The sequence below is a fragment of the Euzebya tangerina genome, assembly GCF_003074135.1.
GTDB classification, from domain to species: domain Bacteria; phylum Actinomycetota; class Nitriliruptoria; order Euzebyales; family Euzebyaceae; genus Euzebya; species Euzebya tangerina.
Map to the genome: position 1 here is coordinate 3,331,408 of NZ_PPDK01000001.1, position 17,659 is coordinate 3,349,066.

The window sequence follows — 17,659 nt, forward strand, 5'->3', positions numbered from 1 at the left end:
GCGCATGGCTGAGGAGGTGACGCGGACCCTCTGGGTCGGGACCGCGCTGGCCGACCTCGGTGGCGTCGACCCCAGCCACCGGGCCATCCTGACCGCCGGCCCGCAGATCGTCTGGACCGGTCAGCCGGAGGAGGCCCCGACCCGCGATGTCACCGTCGACCTCGGTTCGGCGTGGCTCACCCCAGGGTTCGTCGACGCTCACGTCCACGCCACCGCGACGGGGATGCTCGAGTTGGGGCTCGACCTGACGGCCGTGGGCTCGGCAGCCGAGCTCCTGGCCCACGTCCGCCGGCACGCCACCGCTCGTGCGGCCGATGCGACCGGCGTGATCTACGGCGCCGGCTGGGACGACCTGACGTGGCCCGACGGCCTGCCCGATCCTGGCGCCCTCGCCGAAGCAGCAGGTGGAGCCACGGTGGTGCTGGTCCGCATCGACGGCCACTCGTGCCTGGTCGACCAGTCGACGTTGGCCCGGCTGGACCTCCGAGACGTCGAGCACTTCGTCGATCGTGGAGCTGATGGGCAGCCGACCGGCTGGCTGAAGGAAGATGCCACAGCTCGGGCCATGCAGGCACTGCGCGCCGCCACCTCACCGGCGCACCTGGCGCGGGCGCGGGCGGCCGCGGTCGATCTCGCGCTGCGGCAGGGGGTGACGACCATCCACGAGATGGGCATCCCCGAGCTCTCTGATCGCGATGACGCGACGTGCTGGGCGACGGGGACCTACGACATCACGGTCCACACCTACTGGGCGGACCTGAGTCTCGACCCGGAGGGTGTCCTGCGGCCCGGCGGGGACCTCTTCCTGGACGGCTCGATCGGCTCCTGCACGGCCGCCACCACGCGGCCCTACCGGACCAGCACCGGGGGGCAGACCCGTGGGGTGCTGTTCCACGACGATGACACGGTTGCCGAGTTCTTCATCACGGCCACGCACGCGGGACGCGGGGCGGGGGTCCACGCCATCGGCGACCGCGCCACGGCGCAGGCCGTCCGGGCCATCAGCACCGCAGCTGACGTGTGCGGCCGTTCCGCCGTGCGCGCGGCTCGGCACCGCGTGGAGCACGCCGAGATGATCAGCCGTGGCGACATCGACCGGATGGCTGACCTCGGCGTCGTGGCCAGCCTCCAACCAGCCTTCGATGCCGTCTGGAACGGCCCGGGAGGCCTGTACGAGCACCGCTTCGGCCGCCCGGCAGCCGACCAGACCAACCCGTTCGAATGGTTCGATCAGGCCGGGGTGGCGATGTGCTTCTCCTCGGACTCCACGGTCACGCCTATCGATCCGTGGGCTGGTATCCGCGCCGCGGAGCGCCATCACGGTGGACTCAAGATCACCCGCCGGGCGGCGCTCCACGCCGCGACCATCGGCGGCCATCACGTCATCGGGGCCGAGCATGAGGTCGGGGCCCTGCGACCCGGGATGGTGGCCGACATCGTCGCCTGGCCGGTCGATCCGCTGACAGCTGATCTGGACCAGGCCACACCCTCGCCCGTGGCGGTCATCACCCGAGGGCGCCATCGTGGCGTGACCTGACAGTGGTGGGTGGACCTATCCAGCCAGAGACGCGGGAAGTCAACCCACCCGATCGGGGCCCGCCGGCTGGACCACGGAGCGCAATCGGGCGGCTACCGTCGACCACCATGGCGAACCCACCCATCCCCGTCCGTGTGGCCGTCGTCGGGGCCGGCTTCAGCGGCATCGCCATGGCCCTCCGCCTCAAGCGTGCCGGCCTCGCGGACACGATGACCATCCTGGAGGCAGCCGAGGACATCGGGGGGACCTGGCGGGAGAACACCTACCCCGGCTGCGCCTGCGATGTCCCCTCCCACCTGTACTCCCTGTCCGACGAGCCCTACGACTGGCCGCGGCTGTACGCGCATCAGCCGGTCATCCAGGCCTACCTCCACCACATCGTCGAGTCCCACGACCTCGGTCGTCACATCCGCTTCAGCACCCGCGTCCTCTCCCAGACGTGGGACCACGCCCAGGCCCACTGGGACCTGCTCCTCGAAGACGGCGAGACCATGCAGGCCGAGGTGGTGATCAATGCGGTCGGTCCCCTCTCGACACCGGCATTCCCCGACCTGCCCGGTCAGGACACCTTCGCCGGTCGGAGCTTCCACTCATCGGCCTGGCCGGCGGACCTCGACCTGCACGGCACGCGGTTCGGCATCATCGGCACCGGCGCATCCGCGCTCCAGATCGTCCCCGCCATCGCCGGTCAGCCGGATCACCTGACCGTGTTCCAGCGGACACCCGCCTGGGTCCTCCCCCGCCCCGAGTACACCTTCTCGCGTGCCGAACGGTGGCTGTTGCGCAACGTGCCGGCTGCAGGCAAGGCGCTGCGGCAGGGCATCAACGCGGCGGTCGAGCACCTCGTGTGGCGGGTCCTCGCGATGGGTGAGGACGCCCAGGCTCGGGCCGTCGCCTCAGGCATGTGGAACATCCGACACGGCATCAGCGACCCTGCCCTGCGCGAGGCCGTCACCCCGACCCTCGCGCCGGGCTGCAAGCGGTTGATGTTCTCCAACACCTGGTACCCCACACTCGAACGGGACGACGTGACCCTCGAGACGACCGCCATCGAGGCGGTGACAGCTGAGGGGGTGCGCCTCGCCGACGGGAGGACCGCGCAGCTGGATGTCCTGGTCTACGGCACCGGGTTCGACGCCCATCACTTCTGGTTCCCCATGGAGATCGTCGGTCAGGACGGACGGCGACTGCGCGAGGAGTGGGCCGACGGGGGGAAGGCGTACATGGGCACAACGGTCACCGGCTTCCCCAACCTCTTCTTCCTGCTGGGGCCGAACACCGGTACCGGTCACAACTCGGTGATGCTGATGGCCGAGGCGCAGGCCGACTACATCATCGGCGCGCTCCGCTTCCTGCAGGAGGGGGCGGCCGCCTGGTTGATGCCGACCGCGCGGGCCTACCAGGCCTTCGCCGACGAGATGGCCGCCAGACACGATGATCTCGTGTGGGCCACCGGCTGCGGGTCCTGGTACCTCTCCGACTCGGGTGTGAACGACACCATCTACCCAGGGCAGGTCCGTGACTTCCGTCGCCGCCTGGGCCGGTTCGACATCGAGGCCTACACCTCGGGCCAGCGCGTGACCGCAGGCGCCTGAGCAGGCGGATTGCGCGGCCACGGGGGGTGACCAAGAGCGGACAGACCGCGTTACTGTTGAGGGTCGAATGGGCACCTCGTCACCTCTGGCTGATCGTCGCACAGCGAGGGTGGCCCTGCTCGGCCTGCTGGTTCTGGCGATCGTGATGCCGGCGCTGGCGCCCCTCCCGCAGAGCGCCCTACCGGCGGTCGATCTGGATGCGCTGCGGGGCACCCACGGCGGCGACCACGTCCGCTGGCGGCCCGACACCGACGCGGCCGGAGAGGATGCCTTCACCGCCCCGCTCGCCGCCCGCTTCACCCGCGACACCGAGCACTTCCGGATCCACTGGACCGACCAGACCGAGGACGCGGCCACACCCGAGTTCGTCGATCAGACCGCCGCCGTCTTCGAGGAGGTCTGGGAGGTCCAGATCGAGCAGTTGGGCTGGCCGGCACCACCCCCGGACAACGGCGCCGGCGGCAACGACCTGATCGACGTCTACCTGGTCGATCTCGGGATCGGCGCGTACGGCTACGCCTCGCCGGACATCGAGGCGCTCTGCGGCGGCTGCCCGGACCCGCACGGCTACCTGGTGCTCGACAACGACTACGCCGGCTTCGACCCGAGCCCTCGAGGTGCCCTCCAGGCCACCGCCTCCCACGAGTTCGGCCACCTCGTCCAGTTCGGACTGGCCTTCGAAGGGGAGGCGTGGGCCTACGAAGCCACCTCCGTCTGGCTGGAACAGCAGGTCTACCCCGACGTCGACGCCCGCTCGCAGTACCTGGTCGACTTCGCCCGCCACCCCCACCTCCCGATCACCGACTTCGGGGAAGACGGCGGCTTCGACCGGGCTTACGGGGCCTACGTCTGGAACCTCTGGCTGTCCGACCGGTACGGCCCGGACATCATCCGTCGTGCCTGGCTGGCGTCCACAGAGTCCAGCGACCACCTGCTGGAGGGCTACGACGCCGCGCTCCGAGACGTGGGCAGCAACTTCGTGAAGGAGTATCTGGCCTTTGCGGGCGCAACCGCCGGCTGGGAGGTCGGTGGCTTCCCGACGGAGCCCGGCGCCTACCCCCGCGTCGAGCGGACCGACCTGCTCACCAGCGGAGACGTGACCGAGATCACGCTCGACCACACCGGCATGTACCTGGCGGACATCGCGGTCCCGAGTGGTGCGTCGACGGTGACCGTCACCATCCACACCGACCGGTTCATCTCGGGCGGTGTGGCGCTCGTCGCCGCAGCCGGGTCCACCGTCCTCTCCACGAGCGATGGCACCCTGTTCGACGGCATCGGCACCGTCACGCTGGACGGCGTGGCCGGCCTCGACCGCGTCACCCTGATCCTGGTCAACGCAGACACGACCTTGGCGGTGCCGAAACCCCCTCGATCGGACAGTCCACGGTATTTTTTCACCCACGTGCCCTATCGCATAGGTGTCGATGTCGATCCTGGACCGCTTGAGAAACGTTGAGACCACCGTGCGTTACCCTGCGATGCAGGACAGGCTCGACGCAGAACGTCGTCGACCGACACCACCACCACACGTACAGACGAGGGATTGAATCCACCATGAGTGACCAGGGCTGGAACACGCCGCAGGACCCCAACGCCGACCAAGGCTGGAACACACCGCCACCGGGCGGTCAGGCGCCGCCTCCGGCGAACCCGGCGCCGCCCAACCCAGCCGGCGACTGGGGCCAGGCACCGGGCGGCAACCAACCGCAGTGGGGCCAGCAGCCACCTCCCTCTGCGCGACCGCAGCAGGGCACCCCTCAACAGGGCGGCCAGCCGCAGCAGTGGGGCCAGCAGCCACCACCTCCGCAGCAGGGTGGCGGGCAGTGGGGCCAGCAGCCCCCCGGACAGCAGAACTGGGGGCAGCAGGGCGGCGCGCCACAGCAATCTGGAGGCATCGACCCACCAATCGCCGGGATCCTGGCCTACCTGTTCGGCTGGATCGGCGGCCTCGTCGTCTACCTCGTGAACAAGGACAACCTGTCCCGCTTCCACGGGGCTCAGTCGATCCTGCTGAACATCGCGTTCGTCGCCTTCTACATCGCGATCTTCATCCTCGTGTTCGTCCTCAGCTTCATCTCGGACTTCTTCGGGTTCCTCTTCATCTTCGTCCCGTTCATCGGACTGGGAATCCTGGGGCTTGCGATCTACCTGATGGTCAAGGCCTACCAGGGCGAGAAGGTCGTCCTGCCGGTCATCGGCCCGATCGCGGAGAGCTGGGCCGCCAAGTAGGGCGCCTCCAGAGCAGTCAGTCGAAGTGGACCGGGTGCGCGCGCACCCGGTCCAACTCGTCCAGGAAGGTGCTGCGCGGAAGGATCTCCGCACCCATGGTGAGCAGATGCTCGGTGGGGAGTTGAGCATCGATCAGGGTGAAGCCGCGTGTGACCAGGTGGTCGTCCAGGGCCACCAGCGCGACCTTGGAGGCGTCGGAGACCCGGTGGAACATCGACTCCCCGGTGAACACCCCGCCGATCACGATGCCGTAGAGCCCACCGACCAGGTCGGCGTCCTGCCACACCTCGACCGAGTGGGCGTGGCCTGCCTCGTGCAGCACGGCGTACGCGGTCTGCATCGAGGGCGTGATCCAGGTCCCCTCGCCCGGCCGGTCCGCGCAGGCGCCCATGACCGCCTCGAAGGCCTCGTCCCGGGTCACCGTGAATCCGCCATGGCGGATTCGCTGCCGCAGGCTGCGTGAACGCCTGACCGACCCGACGCGGAAGGCGGCGCGGGGGTCCGGGGACCACCAGTAGACCTCTCCCCTGCCGTCGGGCCAGGGAAAGATGCCGTGGGCGTACGCCTCCAGCAGCACCTCGGGGGTGAAGTCCTCTCCGACGGCCAGCGGCGCGTCAGCCGGTGCCGTTCGCGGATCGGGGAAGATCCCGACGGCTACACACCCATGGCGTGGACACCGCCGTCGCAGTGGATGATCTCCCCGGTCACGCCGGGCATCCAGTCGCTCAGCAGTGCGCACACCGCTCGGCCGACCGGCTCGGTGTCGGTGATGTCCCAGCCCAAGGGCGCCCGGTCGTCCCAGGTGTCCTCGAACTGCGAGAAGCCCTCGATCTGTCGGGCTGCCATGGTCTTGAGCGGTCCGGCCGCGATCAGGTTGACCCTCGTGCCCTGCGCGCCGAGCTCGCGGGCGGTGTACCGACAGGCGGCCTCCAAGCCGGCCTTGGCGACGCCCATCCAGTCGTAGGACGGCCAGGCGACGGTGGCATCGAAGTCAAGCCCGACGTAGGAGCCACCACCGCTTGCCTTCAGCAGCGGCGCGAAGGCAGCGCCCAGTGCGGGGAAGGAGTAGGTGCTGATCTGCATCGCCGTGGCGACGTCCTCCCACGGCGTCTCCATGAACGTTCCGCCGATCGCACTGTTCGGCGCGAAGCCGATTGCGTGGACCAGGCCATCCAGCTTCCCCCAGCGGTCGTCCAGGTCCGCGACGACGGCGGCGACCATGTCCGGATCGCTGACGTCCATCTCCAGGACGTCGGGCTCGGTGGGCAGCCGTGTCGCCACCCGTCTGGTCAGGCGAATGCCCTTCCCGAACCCGGTCAGCACGATCTCGGCACCAGCCTCCTGCGCCAGTCGCGCGGTCGCGAACGCGATCGAGGCTTCGGTCAAGACCCCCGTGACGAGGATCTTCTTGCCGGCCAACATGCCGGACGTGTCACTGCTCACGGCGCTCTCCGTCTCAGCGTGGGCTGGTCAGGGCCAGCACGGCATTCTGCCCACCGAAGCCGAACGAGTCGCTGATGACGACATCGACGTCGGTCTCGCGGGGTGCTCCGCCGACGACGTCGATCTCGATCTCAGGGTCTTGGTTCTCGAGGTTCGCCGTCGGCGGCACGGTGTTGTGGTGGATCGTCAGGCCGCTGAAGATGGCCTCGATGGCGCCGGCGCCCCCGAGCGCATGCCCGGTGACCCCCTTGGTGGATGTCACCGATGGGCCGTGTGGCATGACACGGCTGATCATGCGCGACTCGCTGAGGTCGTTCAGCGGTGTCGAGGTGCCGTGTGCGTTGACGTGGTCGACGTCGGAGGCGGACAGGTCGGCGTCGGCCAGCGCCGCGCGGAGCGCACCTTCCCCACCAGCTCCCTCCGGATGTGGTGCGGTCACGTGGTGGCCGTCAGCGCTCGCGCCGTATCCGGCGACGTCGGCGTACCGGCGTACCGCACGAGCATCGGCATCGCGGGCCCGCTCGAGGATCACCACACCGGCGGCCTCCCCGGCCACGAACCCGTCGCGGTCGCTGTCGAACGGTCGTGATGCGGCCGCCGGGTCGTCAACGCGCCCCGACAGGGCCGTCATGTTCGCAAAGCCGGCGATCGAGAGCGGAGTGATTCCCGACTCCGTCCCGCCGGCGATCACGAGGTCGCAGCGGTCCAGCCGGAGCAGGTCCAGCGCCGAGCCGATGGCCGTGGCTCCCGACGCGCACGCGGTGGCGGTGCAGAAGTTCGGTCCGTGCGCATCGAACTCCATGGCCACGTGTCCCGCGGCCATGTTGGGGATCATGCGTGGGATGAGGTGCGGGGACACGCGGTCGTGGCCACGCTCCAGGAGCACCGAGTGCTCCTGCTCCCAGGTCGGTGCCCCACCCATGCCGCAGCCGATGACGACACCGATGCGGGCGCCGTCCCAGCTCTCCGGGTCAAGCCCGGCATCCTCGATGGCCTCCTTGGCAGCCACGAGGGTCAGCTGGACGAACCGGTCCAACTTCCGGGCGCGCCGGCCGAGCTGCTCCTTGCCGTCGAAGTCCTCCGCCCGGCAGGACATCGTGACGTCCAACCCCTCCAGGGCCGGGTCGGTGGTCGCCGTGCCCTCGCCTCGCAGCACAGCCTCCCACGACTGCTTCACGCCGATGCCGCCGGAGGTCACCATTCCCATACCCGTGATGGTGACGTCGGGTTTCGCTCCTCCGCCGTCAGACACTGGCGCCCTTGGCCTCCAGCAGCTTCGCCGCGTCATCCACGGTCTTCAGCTCGGCTGCTTCGTCGTCGGTGATCTTGACGCCGAGATCGTCCTCCACGGCCATGGAGAACTCGACGAGGTCCAGTGAGTCCAGATCGAGCTCCTCGAACGTGGAGTCCTTGGTGACCTCGTCGGCCGCGATCCCGAACTTGTCATCGAGCATTTCAACGATCTTGTCGTAGATGGTCATGGTGTCCCTCCAGGAACGGTTGGTGTTCCGCTGACGCGGTGTGGTTGACAGATGGTGGTCGGTATGGCGTGGCGTGCCTGAGGATGTTCTAGCCGCTCAGGCGGGCATCTCGGGGAGTTCCGGCCAGATCAGTGTGCCGGACCCCCAGGTGAGTCCGGCGCCGAACGCCGTCAGGAGGACCCGCTGGCCGGCCGTGGTGAAGCCCTGCTGGTGGGCGTGGGTCATGGCCAGGGGAATGGAGGCGCCCGAGGTGTTGCCCACCTTGTCCAGATTCACGAAGCTGATGGAGGTGTCGATGCCGAGTTCGCGACAGACGGCATCGAGGATCCGGACGTTGGCCTGGTGCCCGATCACGGCGTCGAGGTCGCCCAGCTCCCAGCCGCGTGCGGCCAGTGCCACACGGCTGGACTCGGCCATGGCGGGGATGGCTTGCCGGTAGACCTCGCGACCGGCCATGAACAGGTAGTCGTCGTCGGTGTTCTCGCGGGTCGGCTCGGGTGGGGTGCGACCGCCGAAGCCGTTGACGGTGATCAGGTCGCTGCCACCCCCGTCGGCACCGAGATCGAACGGCCCGAATGCGCCAGGCTCGTCCGGCTCACCGGCACGCACGACCACGGCCCCGGCACCGTCACCGAAGATGACTGCGGTGTTGCGGTCCTCCGGGTTGAGGAACGACGACATGACCTCGGTGCCGATGATCAGCACACGCTGGGCGGTGCCAGCCGCGATGAGTCCCTGGGCGGTCGCGGCGGCGTAGACGAACCCGCTGCACACCGCGGACACGTCGAACGCGGGGATGTGACCCAGTCCGAGCTCGGCCGCGACGTCGGGCGCGGTCGCCGGGCAGAGGCGGTCGGGTGTCATGGTCGCGAGCACCAGCGCGTCGACGTCGGTGCGCCCATCGTTGGTTGCCTTGAGGGCCTCACGCCCGGCCTCGACGGCCAGGTGCAGCGAGGTCTGGCCCTCGGCGGCGACCCGGCGCTCGCGGATCCCGGTCCGGCTGGCGATCCACTCGTCGGAGGTGTCCATCACCTTGGAGAGGTCGTCGTTGGTGACGATGCGCTCCGGCAGGTAGCCACCGACACCGACGAGGACCATGGCCGGCGGCCGGGCCGAGGTGGGATTGCTCACGGTTGCGTTCCTAGCGTTGGCAGTGCAGCTGTCCGGGGACGAGCGGCTGTGTCACGGCACGGTACCCATTCGAGCACTGCACCACTCGTGACCGAACGGTGTCCGGACGGGCGACTCAGCGAGCCGGTGTCGCCGCCGTTGCCCCGACCGCGACGTGGCAGGAACGGCACACCGGCTCGTAGCGCACGCGATCGCCCGTCACGTCGCCGACGAGGACCTGATCGCCGTCGGTCACCATCACACCGTCGACCAGTCGGGCGTTCAGCGTTGCGATCTCACCACAGGCACACAGCGGACCGGTCGGCAAGGTGACCAGACGGTCGGCGAGCTCCACCAATCGTGCGGAGGAGGGGAACAGCCGGGTCCGGAAGTCGGTGAGCAGCCCGAAGGCCTCGACGGTCACGTCCAACTCATCAGCGATGCGCGCCAACTGCTCGATCTGTTCGGGCGCGAAGAAGTGCGCCTCGTCGGCGACGACGTGCTTGACGCCGTCCTCCCGCACGGCCGCGGAGATCATCTCCCACAGGTCGGTGTCGCCATCGATCACCTCGGCTGGTGCGGAGACGCCGAGCCGCGAGGCGACCATGCCCTGCTCACGGGGTTGCATGACGATGAGCATGCCGGTCATGCCCCGGGCGCCGACGTGGTGGTGTCGCACCAGGGCTGCGAGGCTCTTGCCGCCGCCCATGGGCGCGTGGGAGAAGGTCAGGTGTGCCACGCATCAGAGTCTTGCATCCGGTGACCGTCGCAGCGGGGAGGTGACACGGCCGATCAGGCGGGCTCACCCAGCACGTCGCGGATGAAGTCCGGGATCGAACGCTTGCCGGTGCCGTCCGTGGCGATCACGACGTAGGTGGTGCTGGCCGTCACGTACGACTCCTCCCCCACCCGGGCGTCGAAGTCCAGCACGAAGCTGGTGGTCCCCAGCCGGGCTGTGGTCACCTGGATCCGAAGGTCGTCGCCCCATCGGACCCCGCGCCGCCACGTGGTCTCGTTGTGGACCAGCTGCACGTCGTAGCCGCGGTCCATCATCGCCTGGTACGGCAGCCCGCCGGCGCCCAGGAACGCGGTGAAGGCATCGTCGAAGTAGGCGAGGTACCAGGAGTTGAACACCACGCCCTGCTGGTCCACCTCCATGTATCTGACGGTGACCGGGTGGGTGAAGACGTCGCTGGACATGCCCGTAGGATGCCAAAGTCATGGCGACCCCTACCGCTGACATGACCGCCGCGCTCTCAGCCGCCCTGACCGCGGGTGCGGCTCAGGCCAGGGCCGACCTCGAGGAGCTGTGCCGGATCCCGGGCATCGCCTTCGATGGCTTCGACCCGTCACAGCTGCAGCGGTCGGCGGAGGCGACGGCGGCGCTGCTCGAACGGTCTGGCCTGCAGGGCGTCCGCATCCTGACGGACGGCGGTGCCGCCCCCGCGGTGTACGGCGAGCACGCCGCTGCCGGCCCGGGACAGCCGACGGTGCTGCTGTACGCCCACCACGACGTGCAGCCGACGGGTGAGGTGGACGCCTGGACCTCGCCCCCCTTCGAGCCGACCGAGCGGGACGGCCGGCTCTACGGCCGTGGCTGCGCCGACGACAAGGCCGGGGTGGTGGCGCACGCCAGCGCCGTGGCTGCCTGGATCGAGGCGGCTGGTGCTCCGCCGGTCAACGTCAAGGTCATCATCGAGGGCGAGGAGGAGATCGGCTCACCACACCTCGACGCCTTCTTGGAGGCCACCGGCGATCTGCTGACCGCCGACGCGGCGGTCATCGCCGACCTGGTCAACTGGCAGGTCGGGGTGCCCTCGCTGACCACCGTCCTGCGCGGCATGGTCGACGTCCACGTCACCGTCGAGGTCCTCGACCACGCCGTCCACAGCGGGATGTACGGCGGCCCGGTCCCAGATCCGCTCACGGCGCTCGCGAAGCTGGTCGCCTCCCTGACCGATGAGCACGGCGTCGCCACGGTGCCGGGCTTGCGCGCCGGACTGCGGGGCCCCTCCCCCTCCGAGCAGGCATCCCTCGATGCGTTGGACTTCCAGGTTGATCGCTTCCGCGCCGAAGCTGGCCTCCGCGACGGCGTGCCCTTCGGCGGGGATCCCGACCTCCCGGTGCTCCAGCGGATCTGGATGGAGCCGTTCCTCAGCGTCCTCGGGATCGATGCGCCGCCGACGCAGCAGGCCACCAACGCGATCCAGCCACACGCGTCAGCGAAGCTGGGCCTGCGCGTCGGCCCCGGTCAGGATGCCGCGGCGATTCGCGATGTCTTGGTCGACCACCTGAACGCCCAGACGCCGCTGGGTGCTCGTGTCGAGGCGCGGCCGGGGGCCGCCGGAGACCCCTTCGAGACCAACACCGACACCCGCGCCGCCCAGGCCATGCTGTCGGCGCTGGAGGAGGGGTACGACACCGCGCCGGTGCTGATGGGCTGTGGTGGCTCCATCCCCCTCCTCGGTCCTCTCCAGGCGGCCAACCCCGACGCGGCCATGCTGCTGGTGGGCGTGGAGGATCCCGACTCCCGGGCCCACGGGATCGATGAGTCCCTCCACCTCGCCGACTGGGAGTCAGCCCGCGCCTCGATCGCCCTGCTCCTGGGCAAGCTGGCGACGTGAGCCAGCAGTCGGAGTACGACGCCGCCTACTTCACCCTCCTTCGGGCCAGGGAGGATCTGGACCACCTGACCCGGTACACCGAGTTCCTCGAGACCGAACTCGCGCGGCTGGCGACCTTCGCCGCCACGATCGACACCGGGGCCGAGGACATACCCCGGAAGTTCCGCAAGTTGGTGGACTCGACCGACAAGGTCGTCATCGAGGCCATCGGGCGGCGCCGTGCGATCGTGCTCTCCGAGCGGGACAAGATGCCCGATCGAATCGCCGCGCAGGAGGCGTTCGTCGCCGAGTGTGAGGCGGAGGCCGACGCGCTGCGACCCTGACGCTCCAGGGCGGGACGCCTGACGCAGCGCTACTCCTGCGAGGGGACGACGTCCTCGAAGCGCAGGACCAGGTCGTTGGGCTGGACCGTGAGGGACACCTCATCCTTCGGCGCCCACAACGGGATGCAGTCGCCCTGCCCGGCGTGGCCGCACAGGCACACGACCAGGCCACCCTCCGGGGTCATGCCGATCAACTGGCGTGCGTAGCTGAGCAGCTCGGTCATGGTGACGTTGCCACCCATCCGACGGGAGTACGCCATCGCCCAGCGGGACTCGGGCCGACCGAGGATCGCGATCGCAGCCCCGGGATACAGCTTGGTCACGGCAGCCAGGCTGCGGACGTTGCCGGCGATGATCTTGTCCTGCTTCGGCTGCTTCCCGATCCGGGCGCCGACGACCGGCTTGCCCAGCCCGCCCGGAAGGTCCGCAAGGTCATAGTTGCCGGCAGCCTGAGCTGCCTTCTGCCGATCGATCTCGACCTCATAGACCTGCTTGGTGGCCACGGTTGAACTGCTCCTGACGTGTGTCTCGACGACGCCGCCCGTTGGAGGGCGGTCGCGGATTTTAATGGCCGGTGGCACCGCGTGCCGAGCTCGCTTTCAACCTCGGTTGCGCATCCCGCCCGTCAGTTGCGAGCCGATCCGATCACGTCCTGCAGGGTGTCGAAGCCGCTGGCCGCCAGACGACCAGCGAGCGCCCGGTTCAGCCGGCGTACGAAGAGCGGACCGCCGTACACCAGACCGGTATAGGTCTGGACCAGCGACGCGCCCGCTGCCAGCCGATTCCACACGTCAGCGGCGTCGGCGATCCCACCGACGGAGATGAGGACCAGACGGTCGCCGACGCGCTCGGCCAGGCGCTCCAGGATCTCGATCGCACGGTCCCTGACCGGCGGACCGCTGAGCCCCCCCGCACCGGCGGCGGCGATGGCCGACGGGGCACTGCGCAGGCCCGTGCGGGCGATCGTCGTGTTGGTGGCGATGATGCCGTCGAGGTCGAGGTCGACGGCCAGGTCGGCGACCGCGTCGACGTCCGCGTCCGCCAAGTCCGGTGCGATCTTCACCAACACCGGTGGCCGGTCGGGCCCCGCCTCATCCAGGACGGCTTCGAGGAGGGGGCGAAGGCTCTCGACAGCCTGCAGGTCACGCAGGCCGGGTGTGTTGGGCGAGCTGACGTTGACCACCAGGTAGTCCGCCAGCGCGCCCAGCCTCCTGGTGCTGGTCCGGTAGTCCTCGATGGCGTCGGTGGCGGTCTTGGTCTTGCCGATGTTGACCCCGACTATCTGGCCGGCCCTCGGGTGTGAACGCAGACGCGCTGCGGCGCGCGCAGACCCCTCGTTGTTGAAGCCCATGCGGTTGATGAGGGCGTCATCCGCGGGGAGGCGGACCATCCGCGGCGTCGGGTTGCCCGGCTGTCCCTCAGCTGTGATCGTCCCGACCTCGACGAACCCGAACCCGAAGGCTGCCAGCGCCGGGAAGACCGCGGCGTCCTTGTCGAAGCCGGCAGCGAGTCCGATGGGAGAGGGAAAGGTGCGGCCCAGCGCGTGCACCGCGAGTCCGTCGCCCGGTCGGCCGACGAGACGTCTGATGAGGGCGACCAGTGCGGGCTGACGGGCCAGGCGGGCGAGCAGGCGGATGGTCCAGTCGTGGGCCGTCTCGGCCTCGACGTGCAGCAGCACACGTCGGAGGAGCAGGTCGTACATGCGGTCGACACTGTAGGACGCGTCGGTCGGCGTTCTAGGGTGAGGCAGTGGCTGCCTGGAACATCGTGGTCGTGGGCGCGGCCCTCGTCTGCTTCGCGGCCGTCTCCAATCGGCTGCGGGGCACGGCCCTCACCATGCCGATCGTGTTCGTCGGACTCGGCGCACTCACCGCCCTGACCGGGGTGGTCACCCTCAGCCAGGCGGTGGACGTCGTGGCCCTCCTGGCTGAGATCACCCTCGCCGTGATCCTGTTCAGCGATGCCACCAGGTTGTCTCTGCCTCGCCTGCAGCACACCGTCGCGCTGCCAGCCCGCCTGTTGGGCATCGGCCTGCCGCTGACCGTCGCATTCGGTTCCGCCGTGGCCCTGCTGCTCTTCCCGGAGTGGCCACTGGCCGAGGTGGTGCTGTTGGCAGCGGTGCTGGCACCGACGGACGCCGCACTCGGGAGCGCAGTCGTGGCTGACCCGGGAGTACCGGCCCGTGACCGGTTGGCACTCAACGTGGAGTCGGGGCTGAACGACGGCCTTGTCGTCCCGGTGGTGGCCGTGACGGTCAGTCGGGTGATCGGTGAGTCTCGCTCGGTTGGCGAGTGGGTCACGTTCGTGGTCAGCCAGATCGGCGGTGGCATCGCCCTCGGCCTCGTCGCCGGCGTGGGCGGGATCATCCTCCTGCGGCGAGCCCATCGGGCCTCGTGGTCCGACGGCCGCTACGAGCAGATCGCAACGGTGGCGCTGCCGGTTGTGGCGTTTGCGGCGGCTGAAGCCGTCGGCGCCAACGGCTTCATCGCGGCGTTCGTCGGCGGGCTTGGGTTCGGCAGTGGCGGCCCCAGACGTCTGGTCGGCGGCGACAGGCCGGCCCTGGACGATGACATGGCCGGCCCCGACGAGGCCGAACACCTGGCTGAGTTCACCGAGGACGCGGCGGAGCTGCTCGCAGCAGTCACCTTCTTCGTGTTCGGCAACCTCTTCATCGACGAGGCGATCAGCGCGATCACCCCTCGGGTCGTCATCGCGGCTCTCGCGAGCCTCACCGTGGTCCGGATGGTCCCCGTGGCCGTGGCCCTCATCGGGTCCGGCTGTGATCGGGCAGCACGCCTGTTCATCGGCTGGTTCGGCCCGCGCGGACTGGCCTCGATCGTCTTCGCGATCCTCCTGCTCGAGGAGTTGGAGGAGATGACCGAGACCGCGAACCAGTTGGTCGGCACCATCTCGGTGACGGTGTTCGCCTCAGTGCTGCTCCACGGGGTGACCGCCGCGGCCGGCGCACGCGCATACGGTGCGCGGCAGCCGGTGAGCCGTCCGGAGGAGATCGATCCGGCGATGATGCCGCGAGTTCGTTCTGCTCCGTCTCGCGAGCGGGGCTAACCGCTCACGGCGTTGAGCAGGTCGCCGATCCGGTGGCCCCGCTCCAGCGGGTGTCGCAGTGTCAGGTCGAGGTGGACCTCGTAGTGATTGCGGCGTCCGTCTCGCTGCTTGCTGACGTAGCCGGCGTCGATGAGGTCGGTCAGGATCGCGTGAACGGCACGCTCCGTCACGCCGACGGCATCGGCGATGTCGCGAAGCCGCGCGTCCGGGTCTTGGGCGACGGCGACGAGGACGTGCCCGTGGTTGCTCAGCAGGGACCAGCTCGTAGCCATACCGCCCATGGTGACGCGAACGGAATACGAGTTCAAGTACTTGTTTGTGAATACATGAACCATGGATCGGGTATCTCGATTCATGTGAATGTCTCAACACCCACGCAGTCAGTGCACACGGAGCCCCGCCCGACCGCCCCCGACGACGACACCTCGTCCGGCACCGGTTGGCGGGGCTGGTCCCGCGAGACCGTCCGTGACGACCTGCTCGCCGGGATCACCGTCGCAGCGATGCTGGTCCCGCAGGCCATGGCCTACGCGCTGCTCGCGGGCCTACCTCCCGAGGTCGGTCTCTACGCCTCCACCATCCCCCTCTTCGTGTACGCGCTCATCGGCACGTCGCGCCAGTTGTCCGTCGGCCCCGTGGCCATCGTGTCGCTGGTGTCCGCGACGGCGCTCGCTCAGGTGGCGGAGGCCGGAACCGCCGGGTACATCACCGCTGCAGCGGTGCTTGCCGTCATGGTCGGTGTGATCCACATCGTCGTCGGGGCACTGCGAGCCGGATCGCTCATGCGCCTGCTCAGCCACCCGGTCCTGGTCGGGTTCACCGCCGCGGTCGCCGTGATCATCGGCACCAGTCAGGTACGGCACGTGGTCGGCACCACACCGGAGCGAGCGGACTCCTGGATCGGAACCGTTGCCGCTCTGGTTGGCAGCCTGACCCAGGTGCACCTGCTGACCCTGGTCGTCGGTGTCGCGGCACTCGCCCTGATGATCGGCGTTCGCGCGGTCCGCCCCGGTCTGCCCGCCGCCCTGCTGGCGGTCATCATCACCACCGCGGCCTCCGCCGCGCTCGGATTGGTCGAGCGCGGCGTCGACGTCGTCGGCGACATCCCCGCCGGGCTTCCGCCGATCACCATCCCGGATCTCGGCACGTTGACCGAACTGGTCGGGACCCTGGCTCCCTTCGCCTTCACCATCACCCTGGTGGCCATCCTCGAGGCTGTCGCGGTCGCCAAGGTCTACGCACGACAGAACCGCTACGACCTCGACCCGAACCGGGAGCTCATCGCACTGGGCGCCGCCAACCTCGCCGGCGGGCTGTTCGGCGGGTACCCGCTGGGGGGCGCCTCCTCCCGCACCGCGGTCGCCGCCGACGCGGGCGCACGAACCCGGCTGGCCGGCATCGTCTCGGGGCTGACCGTCCTCGCCGTCCTCATCGCCCTCACACCCCTGTTCGAGCAACTCCCGCAGGCCACGCTCGGGGCCATCGTCCTCGTGGCGGTCGTCGGGCTGGTCGACCGCGACGCCATGCGCCGCATCCGACAGGTCAGCCGACAGGATGCGGCGACCATGGTCGGCGCCTTCGTCGCCACACTCCTGCTGGGCGTCGACCTGGGGATCCTGGTCGCAATCGTCGGCTCGTTGGCCGTGGTCGCATACCGACTGATGGAGCCCCACGTCGCGGTGCTGGGACACCTCCCCGACACCGGCCGCTGGCGCGACGTCGAGCGGTACGACGAGGCGTCCCAGGCGCCAGGCGTGACCGTGGTCCGCTTCGACACCTCGCTGAACTACCTCAACGTCGAGGTCATGAAGGAGCAGATCAGACGGCTCCTGGCCCAGGATCCGCACGCACTCGTGCTGGACCTGTCGTCCGTCAACGGCATCGACACCTCGGCACTGGACACCCTCGACGAGCTCATGGACGAGATGGACGAGCTGGGCGTCGCGGTTCACCTCGCCACCTACCAAGGTCCGGTGACCGAGATCCTGCAGCGCTCGCACCTGCTCTCACGCGTCGCTGGACTCCACGACGACGTCGACACCGCGGCCAGGGCTGCGGCCACCGGTCCGCAGCCGCCCGGCGCCACCACCGACCACGTCAACGCCCGCCTGGCCCCCGGACGATCAGTTCCCGGCCGGACCGTCAAGCGTCAACGCCCCGCGCATCCACCCGCTTCGGACCGCGACTCCGTCCCGACGGCCTAGCTCCCGAACACCACACAACCAACACCTCACCCGCCACCATCCTC

18 protein-coding genes are annotated in these 17,659 nt (G+C 69.4%); 8 read left to right on the forward strand and 10 right to left on the reverse strand.

Annotation, left to right across the window (positions count from 1 at the left end):
• Window positions 1–4 precede the first annotated feature (4 nt).
• The 4 genes from C1746_RS15370 (at window position 5) to C1746_RS15385 (ending at window position 5,364) form a co-directional block, all read left to right on the forward strand.
• Window positions 5–1,537 (forward strand): amidohydrolase, encoded by a 1,533-nt coding sequence (locus C1746_RS15370; RefSeq protein WP_116715395.1) that lies wholly within the window; start codon window positions 5–7, stop codon window positions 1,535–1,537.
• A 107-nt stretch (window positions 1,538–1,644) separates the two neighbouring features.
• On the forward strand, window positions 1,645–3,132 hold the full coding sequence (locus tag C1746_RS15375) for a flavin-containing monooxygenase (RefSeq protein ID WP_116715396.1): 1,488 nt from the start codon (window positions 1,645–1,647) through the stop codon (window positions 3,130–3,132).
• Window positions 3,133–3,199: 67 nt separating this feature from the next.
• A complete protein-coding gene (locus tag C1746_RS15380) occupies window positions 3,200–4,591 on the forward strand; it encodes an MXAN_6640 family putative metalloprotease (RefSeq protein WP_162867802.1) in 1,392 nt (463 codons plus the stop codon).
• Window positions 4,592–4,689: 98 nt separating this feature from the next.
• Window positions 4,690–5,364 (forward strand): DUF4870 domain-containing protein, encoded by a 675-nt coding sequence (locus C1746_RS15385; protein WP_116715398.1) that lies wholly within the window; start codon window positions 4,690–4,692, stop codon window positions 5,362–5,364.
• A 16-nt stretch (window positions 5,365–5,380) separates the two neighbouring features.
• On the opposite strand, the gene aat is transcribed toward C1746_RS15385, so the two are convergent.
• The 7 genes from aat to C1746_RS15420 form a co-directional block, all read right to left on the reverse strand.
• The gene (gene aat / locus C1746_RS15390) at window positions 5,381–6,103 is read right to left on the reverse strand and encodes a leucyl/phenylalanyl-tRNA--protein transferase (RefSeq protein WP_162867803.1); all 723 of its coding nucleotides are present in this window, start codon (window positions 6,101–6,103) and stop codon (window positions 5,381–5,383) included.
• Window positions 6,019–6,786 (reverse strand): enoyl-ACP reductase FabI, encoded by a 768-nt coding sequence (gene fabI, locus C1746_RS15395; protein ID WP_116715400.1) that lies wholly within the window; start codon window positions 6,784–6,786, stop codon window positions 6,019–6,021. Before fabI ends, aat begins: the two co-directional genes overlap by 85 nt.
• Before the next feature lie 34 nt (window positions 6,787–6,820).
• A complete protein-coding gene (locus C1746_RS15400) occupies window positions 6,821–8,095 on the reverse strand; it encodes a beta-ketoacyl-[acyl-carrier-protein] synthase family protein (protein WP_116715401.1) in 1,275 nt (424 codons plus the stop codon).
• Complete coding sequence (locus C1746_RS15405) at window positions 8,052–8,288, reverse strand: acyl carrier protein (protein ID WP_116715402.1); 237 nt, start codon at window positions 8,286–8,288, stop codon at window positions 8,052–8,054. The genes C1746_RS15400 and C1746_RS15405 overlap by 44 nt, the downstream gene beginning before the upstream one ends.
• Window positions 8,289–8,384: 96 nt before the next feature.
• The gene (locus tag C1746_RS15410) at window positions 8,385–9,419 is read right to left on the reverse strand and encodes a beta-ketoacyl-ACP synthase III (RefSeq protein WP_205711878.1); all 1,035 of its coding nucleotides are present in this window, start codon (window positions 9,417–9,419) and stop codon (window positions 8,385–8,387) included.
• Window positions 9,420–9,534: 115 nt separating this feature from the next.
• Window positions 9,535–10,137 (reverse strand): thymidine kinase, encoded by a 603-nt coding sequence (locus tag C1746_RS15415; RefSeq protein WP_205711879.1) that lies wholly within the window; start codon window positions 10,135–10,137, stop codon window positions 9,535–9,537.
• 53 nt (window positions 10,138–10,190) lie between these two features.
• Window positions 10,191–10,598 (reverse strand): acyl-CoA thioesterase, encoded by a 408-nt coding sequence (locus tag C1746_RS15420; protein ID WP_116715404.1) that lies wholly within the window; start codon window positions 10,596–10,598, stop codon window positions 10,191–10,193.
• Window positions 10,599–10,618: 20 nt separating this feature from the next.
• Here C1746_RS15420 and C1746_RS15425 point away from each other — a divergent pair, with 20 nt between their 5' ends.
• Both C1746_RS15425 and C1746_RS15430 read left to right on the forward strand, forming a co-directional pair.
• Window positions 10,619–12,022: a M20/M25/M40 family metallo-hydrolase gene (locus C1746_RS15425; RefSeq protein ID WP_205711880.1), complete on the forward strand. Its 1,404-nt coding sequence runs from the start codon at window positions 10,619–10,621 to the stop codon at window positions 12,020–12,022.
• Entirely contained in the window at window positions 12,019–12,345 is a 327-nt protein-coding gene (locus C1746_RS15430) for a hypothetical protein (protein WP_116715406.1), read from the forward strand. Before C1746_RS15425 ends, C1746_RS15430 begins: the two co-directional genes overlap by 4 nt.
• 29 nt (window positions 12,346–12,374) lie before the next feature.
• Here C1746_RS15430 and C1746_RS15435 read toward each other — a convergent pair whose 3' ends face one another.
• Window positions 12,375–12,848, reverse strand: a complete 474-nt coding sequence (locus C1746_RS15435) for a hypothetical protein (RefSeq protein WP_116715407.1) — start codon at window positions 12,846–12,848, stop codon at window positions 12,375–12,377.
• 122 nt (window positions 12,849–12,970) lie between these two features.
• Entirely contained in the window at window positions 12,971–14,047 is a 1,077-nt protein-coding gene (locus tag C1746_RS15440) for a quinone-dependent dihydroorotate dehydrogenase (protein WP_116715408.1), read from the reverse strand.
• A gap of 47 nt (window positions 14,048–14,094) precedes the next feature.
• Here C1746_RS15440 and C1746_RS15445 point away from each other — a divergent pair, with 47 nt between their 5' ends.
• Window positions 14,095–15,411 carry a cation:proton antiporter gene (locus C1746_RS15445; protein ID WP_116715409.1) on the forward strand — a complete coding sequence of 439 codons (1,317 nt, stop codon included), beginning with the start codon at window positions 14,095–14,097 and terminating at the stop codon, window positions 15,409–15,411.
• On the opposite strand, the gene C1746_RS15450 is transcribed toward C1746_RS15445, so the two are convergent.
• Window positions 15,408–15,683, reverse strand: a complete 276-nt coding sequence (locus C1746_RS15450) for a helix-turn-helix transcriptional regulator (RefSeq protein WP_116715410.1) — start codon at window positions 15,681–15,683, stop codon at window positions 15,408–15,410. The genes C1746_RS15445 and C1746_RS15450 overlap by 4 nt on opposite strands.
• A gap of 111 nt (window positions 15,684–15,794) precedes the next feature.
• On the opposite strand from C1746_RS15450, the gene C1746_RS15455 reads away from it, so the two are divergent.
• Window positions 15,795–17,615 (forward strand): SulP family inorganic anion transporter, encoded by a 1,821-nt coding sequence (locus C1746_RS15455; protein WP_162867805.1) that lies wholly within the window; start codon window positions 15,795–15,797, stop codon window positions 17,613–17,615.
• Window positions 17,616–17,659 lie beyond the last annotated feature (44 nt).

Coding starts and splice junctions, on each gene's coding strand:
- C1746_RS15385 (WP_116715398.1), top strand. CDS start 4,690: ATGAGTGACCAGGGCTGGAACACGCCGCAGGACCCCAACGCCGACCAA.
- C1746_RS15425 (WP_205711880.1), top strand. CDS start 10,619: ATGGCGACCCCTACCGCTGACATGACCGCCGCGCTCTCAGCCGCCCTG.
- C1746_RS15405 (WP_116715402.1), bottom strand. CDS start 8,288: ATGACCATCTACGACAAGATCGTTGAAATGCTCGATGACAAGTTCGGG.
- C1746_RS15380 (WP_162867802.1), top strand. CDS start 3,200: ATGGGCACCTCGTCACCTCTGGCTGATCGTCGCACAGCGAGGGTGGCC.
- C1746_RS15400 (WP_116715401.1), bottom strand. CDS start 8,095: ATGACGCGGCGAAGCTGCTGGAGGCCAAGGGCGCCAGTGTCTGACGGC.
- C1746_RS15450 (WP_116715410.1), bottom strand. CDS start 15,683: ATGGCTACGAGCTGGTCCCTGCTGAGCAACCACGGGCACGTCCTCGTC.
- C1746_RS15420 (WP_116715404.1), bottom strand. CDS start 10,598: ATGTCCAGCGACGTCTTCACCCACCCGGTCACCGTCAGATACATGGAG.
- C1746_RS15370 (WP_116715395.1), top strand. CDS start 5: ATGGCTGAGGAGGTGACGCGGACCCTCTGGGTCGGGACCGCGCTGGCC.
- C1746_RS15375 (WP_116715396.1), top strand. CDS start 1,645: ATGGCGAACCCACCCATCCCCGTCCGTGTGGCCGTCGTCGGGGCCGGC.
- fabI (WP_116715400.1), bottom strand. CDS start 6,786: ATGTTGGCCGGCAAGAAGATCCTCGTCACGGGGGTCTTGACCGAAGCC.
- C1746_RS15440 (WP_116715408.1), bottom strand. CDS start 14,047: ATGTACGACCTGCTCCTCCGACGTGTGCTGCTGCACGTCGAGGCCGAG.